The sequence below is a fragment of the Ruegeria sp. AD11(2025) genome (assembly GCF_056542405.1).
This window is the reverse complement of record NZ_JBQFZU010000019.1, coordinates 16,408-33,971: the sequence shown is the minus strand read 5'-3', so window position 1 is coordinate 33,971 and position 17,564 is coordinate 16,408. Positions and strand designations below refer to the sequence as shown.

Genomic DNA, 17,564 nt, shown 5'->3' with positions numbered 1-17,564 from the left:
ATTGGATTTGTCACAGGTGTAGGGGGGACGGACGCGACAGATTGGGTCAATATCGCGGTTTGGTCTTCGCCCCGTCCGAGGTCAGGGAACATAGGGACAGCGTGTGATCCATGTTACGCATCCGATGCCGCAGCATCATCCGACCCAGGCGCGCCAGGTCCGTGGCATAGTCGGGGTTTTTCGCAACGTTCTCCATTTCGCCTTTGCCCTGATGATCGAACAGGAGCGGCGGCAAATCCGCGGCGAACTCGACCAGCGTAAACCGCTCATCCCGCAAGATGCCCAGACACGAGTCGCTGTTACTGGTACCCAGCTGCTGTTGCCACAAGCTCGGTTTTTCGGGGGCCGAGAAATCCAGTTCGCTAAACGAATAGCTGCGCCAATCCTCCGGGACCTCTCCTTGCAGCAAAGGCATCAGGGACCGCCCATCCATTGCGTTCGGAATCGACAGTCCCGCCCAGTCGAGTATCGTCGGTGTAATGTCGATGGACTCTGTCGGCGCGGTCACCACGGTTCCCGCCTGATCCTGATTGCCAGGCATCCGGATGAATAGCGGCGTGTGATAGGCCGCGTCATAAACCGTCATCTTGCCCCAGGTGTGGCGATCGCCCAGCATCTCTCCGTGGTCGGCGGTGATCACGACAAGGGTGTCGTCATATTGACCGGTGTCCTTAAGGAATTGGATGACACGGCCAACATGATAATCCACCTCGGTCGCCAGCCCCAGATAGACCGAGCGCAACATCCGCGCGTTTTCGGGCGTCGGGTCCAGGGTATCAAACCCTTCGACGAAGTCTTTCGCTGATTGCTTCTCTATCGCGGGACCAAAGAAAGGATGCATCGCGCTTTCGTCGGCCACATTTGCAAACCCGGTCGGCAGGGGCAAAGACCCTGGATCGTACATATCATTGTATGGGGACGGCGCGACCAGAGGCGGATGTGGCCGGATATAGGTCAGATGAGCGAACCAGTTCTGATCCTTGAACGGCGCCATGTTGCTCAGGAACGCATCGGTCAGAAAGGCTGTGTCGCTGTCTTCGGCCCGATATAGGGCAGGATCGTTCAGGCGCGGCGCACCACCGTTTGGAGAAACCGGCTTGTAGACATCCCAGTATTTCTCGAACTCGTACCCCTTCTGCATCAGGTACGACTGCCAGGGATAGGACTCCTCCAACCGCATTTCGATGACTTCGTGAAATCCTGCCATAGGGTTTTCATAGGACTTCAGGATCGGGTCGCCCGGATCGAAGGCTCGCGGATCGGCAGAGGTATCAGTATAGCCGAACAGCATGGGCAGGTATCCGGCCTTACGCATCTCGCTCGCGATGCTTGGCGTATCGTGCCGAAGGGGAGTGCCGTTGCGAATTGACCTGTGGTTCATTGCGTATTGACCGGTCAGGATCGAGGCGCGCGACGGGCCGCAGGGGTTGGTCACCGAAAAGTGCCGGTCAAAGGTTACGGCCTCATTCATGAACGCGCGCAGGTTCGGCAGATCGACATGGGCCGCAAGGGTTCCGTTCAAACAATCTGCCCGCAACTGGTCAATGATGATGAACAGGACTTTTCCGGGTTTGTGCATGTGACCTAACCTGATTCCACCGAAGCATTTCAGGTGTGATCTTTGTCGCGGTTCCCCCGTTCGGGCAACCACTTCCTGATGCGGGGTTTTGATCAGGCATAAAAAACTCAACTTAAACGAAAAGCAGGCTTGATATATGCGATCAGTCGCGCCGAGGCCCGGTCGATCCGAAACTGTCACACTACTGCTATTGTGCGGCGACAAATCCCGGTGAGGCGCAAAAATCCGTTGCAGGACAACGCGGTTTCACATCACATATCGCCATGACGCAGCCCATGATACATTCGGATCACGACGCCGACGGCGTCTGCTTGCGTATTTCGGGCGAAATGCTGACCCAATCTCTGGAAAAGGTGGAAAAGGCGTTCGCGGCGATTAGGCCGCAGGTTGGCAAGGTCACCTTTGACCTGTCCATGGTCGAGGCTCTTGATACAGGTGGGGCTTGGCTGATTGCCGACCTGGCGCACCGGGTGCGCACCGTTGGGGCCGAGGTCAAGTATGAAGGGCTAAGCCCCGCGCATTCCGCGCTACTTGATACCGTAGCAAAAAACATACCCGACGATCCGGGTATCGAGGCCGAACACGGTAGCTTTGTTGATTGGGTCGCAAGCATTGGTGAGCGCACGGTCGGTGCATGGAAAGACACGCTCTCGATGCTTAGTTTCCTGGGACTGACGCTGCATCGCCTTGTCCGCACCATTTTCATGCCATGGCGGCTGCGTCGGGCGGCGCTGGTGTCGCAGATGGAAGAAGTCGGGTTCAAGGCGATCCCGATTGTGGCCCTGATGGGGTTTCTGATCGGCGTTGTGCTGGCATTTCAGGGCGCCACCCAGCTGAAACAATTCGGGGCCGAGATTTTTGTTGTCGAACTGATCTCGATCTCGGTGCTGCGTGAACTGGGCATTCTGCTGACGGCCATCATCGTTGCAGGCCGGTCCGGGTCGGCCTTCACCGCGTCGATCGGCTCGATGAAGGTGCAGGAAGAGATCGACGCCATGCGCACGCTGGGTCTGGACCCGATCGAAGTGCTGGTGATCCCGCGGGTCGTTGCCCTGCTGATCATGCTGCCGATCCTTGGTTTTATTGCCGATATGGCTGCCCTTTTGGGTGGCGGCTTGATGAGCTGGATCGATCTTGACATCAGCCCCGGCATGTTCGTGACCCGTTTGAAGGAAAGCACAGGCATCTGGCACTTTGCCATCGGCATGATCAAGGCCCCGTTCTTTGCGCTGGTAATCGGCGTTATCGCCTGCTGGCAGGCGATGCAGGTCAAGGGATCGGCCCAGAGCGTCGGCCAGAGAACAACCGCCTCGGTGGTTCAAGCCATCTTCTTGGTCATCGCGTTAGACGCACTGTTCTCGATCTTTTTCTCGGTGCTGGACGTCTGACATGGACGGGACCGTGCTGGAACAGACCTCGGACACCAACGCCCAGCGTGAGGCGGTGATCCGCGTCCGCAACCTGACCAATCGGTTCGGGCCACAGGTGGTGCATCAGAACCTCAACCTAGATGTCTGGCGCGGCGAGGTGCTGGGTATCGTCGGCGGGTCGGGCACCGGTAAATCGGTGTTGCTGCGGACGATTGTCGGGCTGAACAAACCTGCTGCCGGCAGTATCGAGGTGCTGGGCGTCGATGTGCTGAACGGCCCCGAAGAGGAGCGTCGACGCATTGAAAAACGCTGGGGTGTTGCCTTTCAGGACGGCGCGCTGTTTTCCTCGCTGACCGTTTTGCAGAACGTCATGGCGCCGCTGCGCGAGCATACCGGGATCAGCGAAAAGCTAATGCAGGCCTTGGGCAGCCTGAAGATCAGCCTTGTTGGCCTGCCCCAACTGAGCTGTGGCAAATTTCCTTCGGAGCTTTCCGGCGGTATGCGCAAACGCGCAGCCCTGGCCCGCGCTTTGGCGCTGGACCCCGAGATCGTTTTTCTGGACGAACCCACTGCCGGGTTGGACCCGATTGGGGCTGCGGCCTATGACGAGTTGATCGGTGAATTGCAGCACGCCCTGGGATTAACCGTTTTCATGGTCACTCATGATCTGGACAGCCTTTACGCGATTTGTGACCGCATCGCGGTTCTTGCGGAAAAACGCGTTCTGGTTGAAGGACCGATTGAAGATATGACCAAAGTCGATCATCCTTGGGTGCAGGAATACTTCACCGGCCCCCGGGCGCGCGCGGCGCAAGAGAAGGGGTAGGACAGGTAGAGGCCATGGAAACCCGAGCGAACTATATCCTGATCGGCGCCTTCACCCTTGCGGGTATTCTGGGCGCATTTGGCTTTTTCCTGTGGCTTGCGAAATTCGAGGTATCGCGGCAATACGCCTATTATGACGTGCTGTTCGACAATGTCTCGGGCCTGTCGGCTGCAGGTGGCGTCAGCTACAACGGACTACCGGTCGGGCAGGTGATCTCTCTGCAACTGGACGACACGGATCCGTCAAAAGTGCGGGTCAAACTCGAGGTCGACGCTGATATCCCTGTGACCGAGGATACAATCGCACAACTGCAATCTCTGGGCGTGACGGGTGTCAGCTATGTAGAACTGACCGGAGGGTCATCCACCGGCACCAAATTGCCGGAAAACAGCGTGATTAAAAGCAAGCGCAGCGCAATCCAGTCCTTGTTCGAAGGCGCACCCAAGGTTCTGGACGAGGCCGTCACCCTACTTGAAAACCTCAATGCCGTGGTCGATGACAAAAACCGCAAATCGGTCAGTGACATTCTGGACAACGTCGCTTCGGCGTCGGGCAAACTGAACAAGACCCTTACAGATTTCGAGAACCTGTCATCGGATCTGGGCGGCGCGGCCAAGAAGCTTGGCGATTTTACAGATCGGCTGGACGAGTTGGCCGACACTGCCGAAAGCACTCTGACGGCGGGCACAGATACACTGAACAGCGTGAAAACGGCCTCGGAAACGGCCACAGCGGCTTTGGACAGCGCCAAGACCACTATCCAAACTGCCGACCGTGTCATTCAGCAGGATATCCGCCCGCTGATCGAACGGGTGACGACTTTGGCCGAAAACCTGAACGGCCTGTCGGGTGAGGCTGACGTGGCCCTGGAAACGATCTCGGAAACCTTCCTGAACGCCAACAAGACACTGGGTTCAATTACCGGTGCGATGGAGACCGCAAAAGGTACTCTGACCTCGGCAGAACGCGCATTCGACTCGGCCAACGAGGTAATAAACGAAGATATCGGCACGGTGATGAACGACATCCGCACGGCTGCGAACGAAGTGTCCTCGACCGTGAAAAACGTCACCGAACGGCTGGACGATATCTCGAACGATATCCTGAGCGCTTCCCAATCCGCCTCAGAGCTTTTGGGCACCATTGACGGAATCGTGCAGGCCAACCGCCGCCAGCTGTCGGACTTTCTGCGGGTTGGTCTGCCGCAGTTCACGCGTTTTGTAGAAGAATCACAGCGACTGGTCATCAGCCTGGACCGGCTGGTGGACAAGGTCGAGCGTGATCCAGCGCGCTTCCTACTTGGAACCCAGGCATCGGAGTTTCGTCAATGATCAGGCTTTTTATTGTGGTTTTTGCCCTTGTGTCGCTGGGGGGGTGCACAGGTTTGGAGACGCTCCGGCAAGCCTCCAAACCAAACGACCTGTACCTGCTGACGCCTAAAAGCACGTTTTCTGCCTCGCTGCCGCGCATTCAAAGGCAGATTGTTGTACAGGAGCCAACCGCCACCGCAGCAGTCAACACCGACCAGATCGCTATCCAACCCACGCCGTTGCAGGTTCAGTACCTGCCGCGCGCACGCTGGGTGGATCGGGCCCCGCTGATCGTTCAGGCGCTGCTGGTCGAAAGCTATGAAAACAGCGGCAAAGTCGCTGCAGTTGGCCGATCAACTGTCGGACTGCGTGCGGATTACGTCATCGTGCCTGACCTGCGGGAATTTCAAGGAATAGTAATCAGCGATGCTAACGGCAACCAAACCATCAGGGTGGAAGTGCGTATCAACATTAAGATCATTGACGAGTTTGAAGACAAGATAATCGCCTCGAACTCGTTTCAGGAATACGTGATCGCGGCCAGCGATCAGACACCGGATCTGGTTAAGGCTTTTGATGAGGCTCTGGGCAAAACCATGCGGGATGCAGTGGAATGGAGCGTGCGTAGAATCAACACCCACACCGCCAACACTCCACGACAATTCTAGGGTCCGGCGAACGGGGCGCTGACGGACGCCAGCGCCCCGTGGCTAGTGTTATTGCACCAGCGTTTCGGCCAGGCGCATCAGGGTAACGGCCTCGGCCCGATAGCCGAACGGATCTTGACCTTTGGCTCCATTAGCCAGCGCGATCGCATCCTCGTAAGACCAACCACCCAGATACTCCCCGCCACGCAGCAGCTGGCCAAAACCCGCGATGGCATATGAGAACCGGACATCCCCGGACGCCTGTCCCTGCCCCGACAGGATGGGTTCCTCAATCAACTGGCTTTCGGTCGCACCGGGCTGTTTGTAACGCATCTTGAAGAACCCGATTTCGTCGGTCCCATCGGCTGCCGGTTGTTCGGCATAGCGCAACGGACCATTTCGGATTGCATCCGAGCCGACGGGCGTTACCTCGTAGATCGCGGTCACGGTATGGCCAGCGCCGATATCCCCCGCATCCACCTTGTCGTTGGAAAAATCTTCGCGCCGCAGGGCACGGGTTTCGTATCCGATCAGGCGATACTCGGCGATTTGCGCGGGATTAAATTCGACCTGAATCTTGACGTCATTGGCAATCGGAAACAGGACTCCGGTCAACTGATCTACCAGCACTTTACGCGCCTCACCCAGTGTATCGATATAAGCCGCCTGCCCGTTGCCGTTCTGCGCCAGAGCCTGCATGGTCGCGTCGTCCAGATTGCCGCGACCAAAACCCAGAACACCCAGAAAGGTGCCACTGTCGCGTTTACGGGCAATAAAATCCTTCAGGGCCTCGGGGTCCGACAAGCCGACATTGAAATCCCCATCGGTGGCCAGAACGACGCGGGTTACTTCACCATCTTCAGCCATGCCTTCCGCCACCTGATAGGCTTGTTGCAACCCGGCCTGTCCAGCCGTCGAGCCACCCGCCTCCAACTGATCCAGCGCTGACAGGATTTGGTTTTTCTCCGACGCCGCCGTCGGCTCCAACACCTGTCCGGCGCTGCCCGCATAGGTGACGATCGAAACCTGATCCTCGGGCCGCAGTTCCGACAGCAACAGCCGGAAGGATTGTTTCAGCAACGGCAGTTTGTTCGCGTTGTGCATCGACCCGGAGGTGTCGATCAAAAAGACCAAGTTCAGCGGCGGGCGGTTCTCAATCTGCGGAAGCGCGCCCTGAATGCCAATATGGACCAGTTGTGTACCGTTGTTCCAAGGCGTTGGTGAAACGGTTATGGTCGGCCGGAACGGCGCGTCTCCTTCGGGCGCGGGGTAGTTGTACGGGAAGTAGTTCACCATCTCTTCCACCCGCACCGCATCTTTCTGCGGCAACTGGCCGTGCATCAGCGACGACCGGACAATCGAGTAAGAGGCCGTATCAACGTCAATCGAGAAGGTCGACACCGGGTCTTCCGCCGTGACTTTCAGCGGGTTGGTATCGGCATTGGCGAAAACTTCGGTATTCTGTTCGGGGGCTACATAACGATCATCCTGAACAGGCGAAGGCGCAATTGACGTTGTGCCGCCGAACAATCCCGCACTCGCCATAGACTCTGCGGTGGCACCCAAACCATTCGCTTTCCGTTTGTTTAAGTCTTGGGGAAGCGGTAGTGCCGGAGTAGCTTCATCAATCACCGCTGGCGTATCAAAAACTGGTTCCGCCAGGCCGTCCTGCAAAAGATCGCTTTCGACCGCTACTTCCTGATCCGCTTCCGCCGTTTGAACCGGCGCCTCGGCCCGGCGGCTTTCGGTCCAAGAAGTCGGGTTCACCACATAATCCCGTGTCTGCGGCAGGATCACAATCAGAGCCACAGCGGCGACGGCGGTTGTCGCGGTCAAAGCACCGCGATGCGAGAGGGCATTCAACATGGATTTCGCTCCTTCTGTCACGCGGGCCATCAGGCCTCGCTTGACAGTCGGACGCATGGCGTCGCGCGATCCTTGGGCGCGGGCAAAAGTTTTTTTCGCCTGTTCCATATTTTCCGCCCGCCGCCGCGCGTCCGGCGCGGGCGTAGCGGCATGCATCAGCGTTTTGAGGTTTTCTAGATCATCTGTCATTGAGCCAGCTCCTCTTGCCGCAGTGCTCGCAGGCGCTTGCGGATGTCCGACATGCGCCAGGACACAGTGCCCTCGGACACGCCCAGCACTTCGGCGGCTTCGGCATGGGTCATCTCATCTTCCAGCGTCAGGGCCAGCGTATCCTGCAGGTCCTGCGGCAGCGATCGCATGGCCCGCTGCAGCCAATCGACGGCTTCGGCGGTTTCCGCAGCCTCGGCCCGGCGCATCTGTTCGACATCGCCCCACCCTGCAGCAGCACGACTGTGGCTGGCCTGACGGCGACGCGCGTCCTCGGCGGCGTTCACGACGACCCTGTAAAGCCAGGTGGTAAATTTGGCCTGTGCACGGAATCCGGCAATCTTGGCGGGCAGGGCCGCGCAGATATCCTGCGTCAGATCCTCTGCCTGATCGGCACGCCCGGCAAGGCGAAAGGACAGGCGAAAAATCCGGTCGTAATGCCGCGCCAACAGGGCAGCAAACGCGTCAGCGTCCCCTTTTGTTGCGGCTTTGGCCAAATCCTCGTCCGAAGTTGTCATGCGCATCACGATGGGTAAGACGGATCAAAAAGGTCAATCCTTGGCGGCCGGGCAAAAAATAATCAGAAATGATCCGCCGAGGCTATTTTCCAATCCGTTGCAAACTCATCCGGGATCGAATCTGTCAGCAAGACCCCTTCGTCAATGAACGTGTACAGTTCGGCGTAGGTCCATTCCCTTTCATCCGCCGTACGGCGGCGGATATCGTCCGGGCGCAACTCCGAGACCTTTTCCTTACCCATCGCACCCAGAAGCTCTCGAAAACTCTCCAACGTGGCGTCGTGAAAGCGATGCACCCGTTTGCGTTTTTGCGGCACATGCACAGCCCGCCCACGGATCGGGTCCTGCGTCGCCACGCCCGAAGGGCAGCGGTTGGTGTTGCAGTGCAACGCCTGAATACAGCCCACCGCAAACATCATCGCCCGCGCCGCATTGCACATATCCGCACCAAGAGCGAATTTCTCAACCATGTCATAGCCGGTGGCGACCTTGCCCGAACAAATGATCCGGATCTTGTCGCGCAACCCTACACCACGCAGGCAGTTGTTGACGAAAATCAACGCCTCGTTCAGCGGCATGCCGAGTCGGTTGGTGAATTCAACCGGGGCTGCACCGGTGCCCCCTTCAGCCCCGTCGATGGTGATGAAATCGGGCAGGATACCGGTTTCCAGCATCGCCTTGCAGATTGCCATGAACTCGGACGGCCTACCGATACACAGCTTGAACCCAATGGGCTTACCGTCCGACATCTCTCTCAGGTGCTGCACGAAATGCAACAGGCCGGTTGGACCTTCAAAGGCCGAGTGGATGGGCGGAGAAATAACGTCCTGATGCTCGGGCACGCCGCGGATTTCCGCGATTTCTTTATCTACTTTGGCCGCAGGCAGCACCCCACCGTGGGAGGGTTTCGCGCCTTGGGACAATTTGATCTCAATCGCCTTGACCACATCCTTCTTTGCCTTTTCGGCGAACAGGTCCTTGTCGAACCCCCCTTCAGGCGTGCGGCATCCGAAATATCCTGTGCCAATCTGCCAGATGATATCGCCCCCTTCGGCCAGATGATGCGGGGACAGGCCGCCCTCACCTGTGTTATGTGCGAAAGAACCGTCTTTGGCCCCGCCATTCAAAGCCCGGATCGCATTTGCGCTGAGCGCACCAAAGCTCATGGCCGACACGTTCAGACGAGACGCACTGTAGGGTTGGCTGCATTGCGGGCCACCCAGAATAATCCTCTCTTCGCTTTCCGGAACCTCCTTGGGGGCAAGCGAGTGATTGGCCCGTTGATAGCCCACGGAAAGGATATCGTATTGGGTGCCAAAGGCCTGAGTGTCGACCTGCCCTTTGGCGCGCGAATAGATCAGGCTGCGAACGATCCGGTTGTAGGGGCGACCGCTTTCGTTGGTCTCCACGAAATACTGCCGGATTTCGGGGCTGACGAATTCCAGCATGTACCGGAAATGGCCCAGAACCGGGTAATTGTTAAGCACATTGTGCTTGGTGGTTAGCATGTCATACAGGCCAACCACGGCATAGGGGATCAGGATGATGAGCAACCAATGCGCTGGCGGCCAAAAAAAACCCCACAGCAAGGTCAGAGGCAGGCACACGTAACTAAGAAAATAGTAAAGTCTGCGTACAACCATTTCGTGCTCTCCTAAGGTGCCGCCAAATCAACGTTGTAACAACCGTGGATCAAATCGGCGTTTGATTGCAAGCGATTGTACCCAGCCTCACGCGATCGGGCGGTTTTGTGAGGCAGGCAGAGGGGTTGGCCACAGTTGATCACCCTTGCAGCAATAGGTATGCCAAAACAGAGATTAACTTGGGCAGGATAACCGGCCGTGACACAAACCCGACCCGCCATCCGGACCACGGCAATCATGTTCATCGCCGTCTTCGTGGGCGGCGCTGCGGGGTCGCTGCTGCGCGAGGCTTTCTCGGCCCAGATCCCTGGCGCACCGTTATTGACCGCGACTTTCGGCATCAATGTCGTGGCCTGTTTCGTTCTTGGCTGGCTCTATGCGGTTCGGAACCGGGTCCACGCGCATGTGCTGCATTTGGGCGCGGTGGGGTTCTGCGGCGGGTTGTCGACGTTTTCCTCCTTCGTGGCCGAACTGGAACGAATGGCTGAAACGCAAATTTGGAATGCAATTTCGGCCGCCTCGCTTGAAATTGCCGTCGGCCTTGCCGCTGCCATTCTGGGCGAGGCCATCGGACGACGGCTTCACAGCCCGAGGTCCGCAGGATGAGCGCGCTTTACCTTCACGCCATGTTCGGGCTGGGGGGCGGACTGGGCGCGGTACTGCGGCACTGGATCGCCTTGCGGGTCCATCATGACCTGCCCCTTGCAACCCTGATCGTGAACGTCTTAGGCAGCCTGCTATTGGGTCTTTGGATCGGATACCTCGGCGGGCCGGTCGATCTGGGCGAAGAAGAAAGACGGCTGGTTTTCGGCTTCTGCGGTGGTTTCACCACATTTTCCAGCTTTGCTTATCAATCACTGGAACTGCGGAGGGAACGGACAATTGTGCTGGGTGCAGGAAATATTCTGCTGAGCCTCGCCCTGTGCTGGTTTGCCCTGTGGCTGGGTCTGGTACTGACGCGCTAATGCGCGGGAACGGCAGCCTGAGTGCCAGGTTTCGGTGCTTTACAGAAAAACAGCAGCGGTATCGTCGCCAAGGCCAGCAAACCAAGATTGTTGAACACGGTCAGATAGGAAATCAGCTCGGCCTGCTGGCTGATCACCTGTCCCAGAATGGCAGCCCCTTCGGGACTTTCGGGCGTCAGACCAAGCGGCTGCAAATAGGCCTGCGCTGCCGGGTTGTAGGGCGTCACGTTCTGGCTCAGCACAGCCGTGTTCGTCTGCAACCCACGCACCACCCAAGTGCCGACCAGAGAAATCCCGACCGATGAACCCAACTGACGCGTCACGTTGAACAAGCCCGAAGCTTCGTCCTGCCGGGACTTCGAGATGCTTTCAAAGGCCAGAATCGACATCGGAACAAAAACCAACCCCATGCCCAACCCACTGACGGCCCCCGGCCAGGCCAGTTCCCAGAACCCTGCATTCATGTTCAGCGCGCCCATCATGAAATTGCTGACGGCCGTCAAAAGCATCCCCAACCCGGCCAGAAAGCGCGGATCAAACCGCGACACAAGCACTGCGCCCGTCACAACCATCGATAACCCTGCCGTTATACCGCGCGGGATGAACAAATGCCCTGAGGCGATAACGGGATAATCCAGCAGGTTCTGCACAAAGGTCGGCAAGATCGCAATGCCGCCAAACAGCGAGATGGCAAAACCAGCGATAACCAGATTGCACAGGGCAAAGTTGCGATCTGCAAAAAACCGCAGATCAACAACCGGCCGTTTGGTTGTCAGTGCGTGAACGACGAACCCCAATGCACCCAGAACCGATGCGATCAGCGCCACCTGAATGACTCTTGATGACAGCCAATCCTTGGTCTCTCCCTGATCGAGGATGAACTGCAGACACCCGATGCCAATTGCCAGAAGGGCAAGGCCTGCCCAATCGATCCGCACCTCTTCGGTTTCGTCCTCAGGCAACTCACCCGCCAGCAGCAGCAATGCCATCGCCGCCACCGGGAGGTTGACAAAAAAGACCATCCGCCACGAGAAATACTCGGTCAGAAGTGCCCCGACTGTCGGCCCCAGCACGGGTGCCACCACGACGCCTAGCCCAAAAACAGCCATCGCCTGCCCGCGTTTTTCACGCGGGAAAGCATCAAACAGGATGGACTGAGACAGCGGAATCAGAAACGCGCCGAACATGCCTTGCGCGAGGCGAAAGAAGACGATGGTCTCAAGGCTCCAGGACAGGCCGCACATGATAGACATCGTGGTAAAGCCTGTGATGGCCGTCAGGATCAGCCGACGACGACCAACCCTGCGCGCGACAAAGCCGGTCAGAGGCATGACGACGACAGCCGAAACGATATAGCTGGTCAGAATCCACGTCGCCTGATCGGTCGTAGCCCCGAACGCGGCCTGTATATGCGGCAGTGCGACGTTGACGATAGTGCTGTCCAACACCTCGAGTATGGCGCTGAGCACAACGGCGATAACAATCACCGGATTGACGCGGCTGGCCGCCAGACCGTTCATTTTCCAGACTGATCCGTTGTGGTGTCCACTGTCACTTTGCTGCTGCCGCCCACACGCAACGGCACATCGGTCGGATCAAGCTCCACGCGCACCGGGAACCGGCGGGTCACCTTAACCCAGTTCCCGCTGGAGTTTTCGGACGGCAAAAGCGAGAACGTGTCCCCCGACCCGCGTCCGATCGAGGCCACTTTGCCGGTCAGCGTCACCCCCGGCAGCATATCAACCTTAACTGTAACGGGTTGACCCGGACGTATACGTGGCAGCGCGGTTTCCTTGAAATTTGCATCCACCCACCATTCTGAGGATTCGACGATGGAAAACTGCGGCGCATTGGCCGAAACGGCCGATCCCGGACGAAGGGTCAGGTTGGCGATCCAGCCATCTGCTGTGGCGTAAATCTTGGTCCAGTTCAGGTCGGCCTGTGCGATTTCAAGCTGCGCTCGTGCAGACAAAACTTCGTCCTGCTTCGCGGCGAGCCCGCTTTGCAGCGCCAACAGTTCGGATCGGCTTGTGGTCAGACGGGCCGAGGCCTCGGCAAACGCTGTTGTCGCCTGATCCAGTGAAACCTGCGCCAGATCGCCGTCCGAAAACAGCGCCTTGGACCGTTCAAAATTGTTCTTGGCGGTGTTGAAGGCCGATTGAGAGGACTGAACCGCCGCCTCAGCCGCGGTGATCTGATTGGAATAGGATTGGGCCTGTTGAAGCGAACTGTCCAGATCAGCCTGCGCCTGATCTACCGACGCCTTGAACTGGGTGTCGTCGATCGTGAACAGCAAGTCACCCGCCTTGATCGGCTGGTTGTCGGTGATGGGTACCTCGGCGACTTGCCCGGTCACTTGCGCCGCCACGTTGATGATATTCGCGCCCACATAAGCGTCCTTGGTCGAGGGATACTTTTCCTCGTGACGCCAATACAAAAACAGCCCGGCGGCGATGGCGATCAACATGGCTGCGACAGCGGCAATTTTGACGGGTTTCATGCGTTAGATCTCTTGCAGGTCGTTACATCGGATAGGTGTGCATCCGCACCGCCAGATTGCCCATGATCCAGACGGTCCCAAGGATGATGATCAGCAGAACCAGTGTGGAAAACAGGATCAGATCAAGGTCTTCGCGGCTGCTGCGGCGGCGGTCGATATGCAGGAAATAGACCAGTTGCACAATCAGTTGTGCCAGCCCCAGTAATGCGATCGAGAGGTAAACCCCCTTGGTTTCAATGCCGTATTTGTAGGCGATCAAAAACACCGCCGCCGTTAGCAAAAGCGAGCCGCCATAACCGATGACATACCGCCGACGCTCGCGCCGGTGCATCTCGCTACGCTTATCCATAGGTCAGCCCTCCGAAATAAACGATGGTGATGATGCCGATCCAGATCAGGTCCAGGAAGTGCCAGAACAGCGCCAGCCGCACCACGCGCGACATCAACAAGTCGGTCAGACCAAACAGCCGCAACTGGATTCCCAGCACGATCAGCCACAAACAGCCTGCAGCGACGTGCAACCCGTGCAGCGGCACCAATCCATAAAACGCGGACAGGAACCCGCTGCGCTGAGGGATGCCGCCCTTTTCAGCCATGGCCATGAAGTCACGGATTTCCAGCACCAGAAAGCTGAGGCCCAGGACCAGTGTCACGCAGAACCAGAATACGATCCGCCATCTTGGCAAGTTATACTTCAACGCCAGCATCGCCAGTCCCACGGTCAGGCTGCTGGTCAGCAAGATCAGCGTCTGGGCAAAGATGCTGTACAGATCAAACAGCTCATGCGGACCCGGCCCGCCTGCCTGCGCGTCGATCATGGTGATGTAGATCGCGAACATCAGGCCGAAATAGACCAGGTCACTCATCAGAAAGACCCAGAATCCGAAGGTGACGACCTCGGTGGCCTGGTGGGCACTTTCATGGCGCCGCCCTAGGTTCAGGCCGGGATAGCTGTGGGTGGGCGCTCGCTTCATGTCGCGACCTCCAGATCGGGGCGGGCAAGGCCGCGGTTCTCCGGAGCTGTTTCATGGTCGCGGTCTACAGGTTTGGAGTTGCGCACCAGATCGAGCCAGGCTTCGTGCTGTTTACGCACCTCTTCGGCAGGGATGACCTCTTCAAAGTCGGTATTGAAGGTCCAGGCAATCAAGGCCGCAAGCATCAGAACCGCCATCAAGGCCGCCAGCCACCAGATCCACCAGACCAGCGCGAACATCCAGACACCGCTGAGTACACATAAGGTAAACCCGATCGCGGTATTGCGCGGCATCGAGATGTCCTCATAGGCGTCGGGACTGGGGTAGGCCTCGCCCCGCTCCTTGGCCGCGGCGAAGTTATCGCGGTCGGTCACCTGTGGGATGATGGCAAAGTTATATGGCGGCGGCGGTGACGGGATCGACCATTCCAGCGTGCGCCCGTCCCATGGGTCGCCAACAGGGGCGCGGGTTTTCTCGCGATCCCGTATGCTGACCCACAGTTGGACAAGGATGGACAGCAGCCCGCAGGTGATAATCAAAGCACCGACAATCGCGACGAGCATGTAGGGGTGGAACGAGGCGTCGCTGTAACTGAAGGACCGGCGCGGCATCCCCATCAGACCCACGAAATAGAGCGGCATGAAAGTCAGCAGGAATCCGACCGTCCAGCACACGACCGAAACCCGGCCCCAAAACTCGTTCAGGCGGAACCCGAAGGCCTTGGGGAACCAGTAGTTATAGGCCGCCAGCAAGCCAAACAGTACCCCCGGCAGCAGCGCGTTGTGAAAATGCGCCACCAGGAACAAAGTGTTGTGAACCTGATAGTCAACTGTGGGATTGGCTAGGATCACGCCCGACAAACCGCCGATGACAAACAGCATCAGGAAGGCCAGGCCATAAAGCATTGGGACGGAAAACCGGATGCGGCCCCGATACAGAGTGGCCATCCAGTCATAAACCTTCACCCCGGTCGGAATAGCGATCAACATCGTCGCCACACCAAACACCGCATTGATCAATGCGCTTTGGCCCATGGTGAAGAAGTGGTGCAGCCAAACGGTAAAGGACAAAACCGCAATACACATTGTGGCAATGACCAGCGAGTTATATCCGTAGAGCCGCTTGGCAGAAAAGGTGGCGAAGACTTCGGAGTAGATGCCATAGGCGGGCAGAACCAACAGATAGACCTCCGGGTGGCCGAACAGCCAGAACAGGTTGGCGTAGTTCATCATGTTGCCGCCAAGGTCATTGGTGAAAAAGTGAAAATCCAGATATCGATCTGCTGCCAGCATCAGCGCCGCCACACCAAGTGGCGGCATGGCAAAGATGATCAGGATCGAACTGCTGATGATCGTCCAGCAATACATCGGCAGCCGCATGAACTTCATCCCCGGCGCCCGCAGCTTATAGATCGTGACGGCAAAGTTGATCCCCGTCAGCGTGGTGCCGATGCCCGAGACAACGATGGCCCAGATCCAATAATCCGGCCCAACCCCGGGATTGAACGCCGCGCCGGTATAGGGTGGATAGGCCGTCCAGCCTCCGGTCGAGAACTCTCCCACCACTAGCGACACCATCAGCATCATGCCCGCCGAGACGGTCAGGCCGAGGCTGATCTGGTTCATCACCGGAAAGGCCACATCGCGCGCGCCGATCATCAGCGGCACCAGATAGTTCGCTACCCCAAACACAAAGGGCACCGCCACAAAGAACACCATAATTGTGCCATGGGTGCTGAACAGCTCGGCAAAATGTTCGGCCTCGAGGAACCCAGGGCCTGGTCCAGCCGCTTGCTGGGCGCGCATGACCACCCCTTCCAGCACGCCCCGCGCCAGCATGACAATAGCAAAGACAATATACATGATGCCGATCTTCTTGTGGTCAGCGCTGGTCAGCCAGTCGCGCCACAGCGGCCCCCACAGGCGGAACCATGTCAGCAATCCGACCACCGCAACGACACCCACAACCACGATGCCTGCAGCCGCGTTCGCCACGATCTCATTCGTGTTGGGCGTCTGGATCAGACCCGCGATAGGAAACGCGTCCCAGTTCAGGCGGCCAAAGAACCCAGTGTCGGTCATTGCGCGGCCTCCTGTCCGAACTCAACCGTTCCTGGCTGTTGATCTACCGACAGAGGTTTACCACCGTGATAGCGGTGCAGGATCGAGTGAAACAGATCGCCCTCCTCCAAAGTGAAATACAAAGCGTTGAGCGGCATGAGGGCGGTTCCCAATGCCGCCTGTACCTCATCCCGATCCGAGCGCATGGCCAGCGTCCGATACGTGTCCTGAGTCAACGGGATGCCATTGGCGCGGACGCTTTCAACCCAGGCTGTGAAATCTTGAGGTTGCATTGCCTGGGTCAGAAACTTTTGCTTGGTGAAACCACGACCATTATATTGCGTGTTTTCACCCTGCATCGTCTTAGGCGTATCTGCCACAAGATGAAGCTTTGTCGTCATTCCGGGCATCGCGTAAATCTGACCAGCCAAAGCCGGGATCATGAACGACTGCATGACCGTATCCGTGGTCAACGTCATCGCCACCTGCTGTTTAACCGGAATTCCCAACTCGCCCACGGTTGCAATACCGAGGTCGGGATAAATGAACAGCCATTTCCAATCGAGACCGACGACTTGCACGTTCAGCGCGGGAGTATCGCCGAAAGTGGCCGAATAAGGGTCCAGTCGATGCGTCGCTTTCCAAAGGTAGAAGGACAACAGTGCCACGATCACCACAGGCACGCCCCACATGACGAATTCCAGCTTGGCGGAAAAGTCCCATTTTGGCCGATACGCGGCTGTACCTCCTTTGCATCGCCGATACCGTAAGGCAATCAAGGGCACCAGAACCAGAACCGGAAGCACGGCTACCATGATCAGAACGGTTGCCCGCAACAGATGGGTTTTCTGAATCGCGGCTATCGGGCCCTGAGGGTCCATAAAACTGCCACTCGCCCACGCCGTCTGCACCGAAGCCACCGCTATAGCGACCACAACCAGCACTGCGAGTTTTGAAGGTCTGAGTACCGCCACGCCTGATTGTCCTCTTGCGCCTTCGTTTCGGCCAACTATCGGCAGAGTCAGGAATTTTCTCAAGGTTTTTTCTGAAACTGGCAATTGTGTCAGGCGTGAACTGGTCAACCAGACCATTACGCGAA

Annotated in this window: 16 protein-coding genes; 6 read left to right on the top strand and 10 right to left on the bottom strand. The window is 57.9% G+C overall.

Going from position 1 to position 17,564, the window contains the following annotated elements; all coding sequences use genetic code 11:
- Nucleotides 1-46: 46 nt before the first annotated feature.
- Nucleotides 47-1,579, bottom strand: a complete 1,533-nt coding sequence (locus tag ACR1XY_RS17045; protein WP_480594839.1) for a sulfatase-like hydrolase/transferase — start codon at nt 1,577-1,579, stop codon at nt 47-49.
- A gap of 275 nt (nt 1,580-1,854) precedes the next feature.
- Between ACR1XY_RS17045 and ACR1XY_RS17040 the strand changes: the two genes are divergently transcribed.
- From ACR1XY_RS17040 to ACR1XY_RS17025, 4 genes are read left to right on the top strand one after another with little or no spacing between them, the layout of a single operon-like run.
- Entirely contained in the window at nt 1,855-2,967 is a 1,113-nt protein-coding gene (locus ACR1XY_RS17040) for an MlaE family lipid ABC transporter permease subunit (protein ID WP_480594837.1), read from the top strand.
- 1 nt (nt 2,968) lies between these two features.
- Nucleotides 2,969-3,775 carry an ABC transporter ATP-binding protein gene (locus tag ACR1XY_RS17035; RefSeq protein ID WP_480594835.1) on the top strand — a complete coding sequence of 269 codons (807 nt, stop codon included), beginning with the start codon at nt 2,969-2,971 and terminating at the stop codon, nt 3,773-3,775.
- A 14-nt stretch (nt 3,776-3,789) separates the two neighbouring features.
- A complete protein-coding gene (locus tag ACR1XY_RS17030) occupies nt 3,790-5,106 on the top strand; it encodes an MlaD family protein (RefSeq protein ID WP_480594833.1) in 1,317 nt (438 codons plus the stop codon).
- Nucleotides 5,103-5,753, top strand: coding sequence for an ABC-type transport auxiliary lipoprotein family protein (locus ACR1XY_RS17025; protein WP_480594832.1), 651 nt, complete (start codon nt 5,103-5,105; stop codon nt 5,751-5,753). Before ACR1XY_RS17030 ends, ACR1XY_RS17025 begins: the two co-directional genes overlap by 4 nt.
- Before the next feature lie 48 nt (nt 5,754-5,801).
- On the opposite strand, the gene ACR1XY_RS17020 is transcribed toward ACR1XY_RS17025, so the two are convergent.
- From ACR1XY_RS17020 to ACR1XY_RS17010, 3 genes are all read right to left on the bottom strand, one after another.
- Nucleotides 5,802-7,655 carry a vWA domain-containing protein gene (locus tag ACR1XY_RS17020; protein WP_480594915.1) on the bottom strand — a complete coding sequence of 618 codons (1,854 nt, stop codon included), beginning with the start codon at nt 7,653-7,655 and terminating at the stop codon, nt 5,802-5,804.
- A gap of 128 nt (nt 7,656-7,783) precedes the next feature.
- Nucleotides 7,784-8,323 carry an RNA polymerase sigma factor gene (locus ACR1XY_RS17015; RefSeq protein WP_480594830.1) on the bottom strand — a complete coding sequence of 180 codons (540 nt, stop codon included), beginning with the start codon at nt 8,321-8,323 and terminating at the stop codon, nt 7,784-7,786.
- A gap of 62 nt (nt 8,324-8,385) precedes the next feature.
- Nucleotides 8,386-9,966, bottom strand: a complete 1,581-nt coding sequence (locus ACR1XY_RS17010) for an FMN-binding glutamate synthase family protein (protein WP_480594828.1) — start codon at nt 9,964-9,966, stop codon at nt 8,386-8,388.
- A 198-nt stretch (nt 9,967-10,164) separates the two neighbouring features.
- Between ACR1XY_RS17010 and ACR1XY_RS17005 the strand changes: the two genes are divergently transcribed.
- Complete coding sequence (locus ACR1XY_RS17005) at nt 10,165-10,572, top strand: fluoride efflux transporter FluC (protein WP_480594826.1); 408 nt, start codon at nt 10,165-10,167, stop codon at nt 10,570-10,572.
- Nucleotides 10,569-10,931: a fluoride efflux transporter FluC gene (locus ACR1XY_RS17000; protein WP_480594825.1), complete on the top strand. Its 363-nt coding sequence runs from the start codon at nt 10,569-10,571 to the stop codon at nt 10,929-10,931. The genes ACR1XY_RS17005 and ACR1XY_RS17000 overlap by 4 nt, the downstream gene beginning before the upstream one ends.
- Here the strand turns inward: ACR1XY_RS17000 and ACR1XY_RS16995 are convergent.
- From ACR1XY_RS16995 to ACR1XY_RS16970, 6 genes are read right to left on the bottom strand one after another with little or no spacing between them, the layout of a single operon-like run.
- Nucleotides 10,928-12,451 (bottom strand): DHA2 family efflux MFS transporter permease subunit, encoded by a 1,524-nt coding sequence (locus ACR1XY_RS16995; protein ID WP_480594824.1) that lies wholly within the window; start codon nt 12,449-12,451, stop codon nt 10,928-10,930. The two genes, ACR1XY_RS17000 and ACR1XY_RS16995, sit on opposite strands and share 4 nt — an antisense overlap.
- On the bottom strand, nt 12,448-13,431 hold the full coding sequence (locus ACR1XY_RS16990) for an HlyD family secretion protein (protein WP_480594823.1): 984 nt from the start codon (nt 13,429-13,431) through the stop codon (nt 12,448-12,450). Before ACR1XY_RS16990 ends, ACR1XY_RS16995 begins: the two co-directional genes overlap by 4 nt.
- A gap of 22 nt (nt 13,432-13,453) precedes the next feature.
- Nucleotides 13,454-13,780 (bottom strand): cytochrome o ubiquinol oxidase subunit IV, encoded by a 327-nt coding sequence (locus ACR1XY_RS16985; RefSeq protein WP_170446781.1) that lies wholly within the window; start codon nt 13,778-13,780, stop codon nt 13,454-13,456.
- Complete coding sequence (locus ACR1XY_RS16980; protein ID WP_480594822.1) at nt 13,773-14,405, bottom strand: cytochrome c oxidase subunit 3; 633 nt, start codon at nt 14,403-14,405, stop codon at nt 13,773-13,775. Before ACR1XY_RS16980 ends, ACR1XY_RS16985 begins: the two co-directional genes overlap by 8 nt.
- Nucleotides 14,402-16,486 (bottom strand): cbb3-type cytochrome c oxidase subunit I, encoded by a 2,085-nt coding sequence (locus tag ACR1XY_RS16975; protein WP_480594820.1) that lies wholly within the window; start codon nt 16,484-16,486, stop codon nt 14,402-14,404. Before ACR1XY_RS16975 ends, ACR1XY_RS16980 begins: the two co-directional genes overlap by 4 nt.
- Nucleotides 16,483-17,439 (bottom strand): cytochrome ubiquinol oxidase subunit II, encoded by a 957-nt coding sequence (locus ACR1XY_RS16970; protein ID WP_480594818.1) that lies wholly within the window; start codon nt 17,437-17,439, stop codon nt 16,483-16,485. Before ACR1XY_RS16970 ends, ACR1XY_RS16975 begins: the two co-directional genes overlap by 4 nt.
- Nucleotides 17,440-17,564 lie beyond the last annotated feature (125 nt).

Excerpts from the sequence above, each read along its gene's own strand:
- ACR1XY_RS17045 (WP_480594839.1), bottom strand. The coding sequence starts at position 1,579 with ATGCACAAACCCGGAAAAGTCCTGTTCATCATCATTGACCAGTTGCGG.
- ACR1XY_RS17040 (WP_480594837.1), top strand. The coding sequence starts at position 1,855 with ATGATACATTCGGATCACGACGCCGACGGCGTCTGCTTGCGTATTTCG.
- ACR1XY_RS17035 (WP_480594835.1), top strand. The coding sequence starts at position 2,969 with ATGGACGGGACCGTGCTGGAACAGACCTCGGACACCAACGCCCAGCGT.
- ACR1XY_RS17030 (WP_480594833.1), top strand. The coding sequence starts at position 3,790 with ATGGAAACCCGAGCGAACTATATCCTGATCGGCGCCTTCACCCTTGCG.
- ACR1XY_RS17025 (WP_480594832.1), top strand. The coding sequence starts at position 5,103 with ATGATCAGGCTTTTTATTGTGGTTTTTGCCCTTGTGTCGCTGGGGGGG.
- ACR1XY_RS17020 (WP_480594915.1), bottom strand. The coding sequence starts at position 7,655 with ATGCGTCCGACTGTCAAGCGAGGCCTGATGGCCCGCGTGACAGAAGGA.
- ACR1XY_RS17015 (WP_480594830.1), bottom strand. The coding sequence starts at position 8,323 with ATGACAACTTCGGACGAGGATTTGGCCAAAGCCGCAACAAAAGGGGAC.
- ACR1XY_RS17010 (WP_480594828.1), bottom strand. The coding sequence starts at position 9,966 with ATGGTTGTACGCAGACTTTACTATTTTCTTAGTTACGTGTGCCTGCCT.
- ACR1XY_RS17000 (WP_480594825.1), top strand. The coding sequence starts at position 10,569 with ATGAGCGCGCTTTACCTTCACGCCATGTTCGGGCTGGGGGGCGGACTG.
- ACR1XY_RS16995 (WP_480594824.1), bottom strand. The coding sequence starts at position 12,451 with ATGAACGGTCTGGCGGCCAGCCGCGTCAATCCGGTGATTGTTATCGCC.
- ACR1XY_RS16990 (WP_480594823.1), bottom strand. The coding sequence starts at position 13,431 with ATGAAACCCGTCAAAATTGCCGCTGTCGCAGCCATGTTGATCGCCATC.
- ACR1XY_RS16985 (WP_170446781.1), bottom strand. The coding sequence starts at position 13,780 with ATGGATAAGCGTAGCGAGATGCACCGGCGCGAGCGTCGGCGGTATGTC.
- ACR1XY_RS16980 (WP_480594822.1), bottom strand. The coding sequence starts at position 14,405 with ATGAAGCGAGCGCCCACCCACAGCTATCCCGGCCTGAACCTAGGGCGG.
- ACR1XY_RS16975 (WP_480594820.1), bottom strand. The coding sequence starts at position 16,486 with ATGACCGACACTGGGTTCTTTGGCCGCCTGAACTGGGACGCGTTTCCT.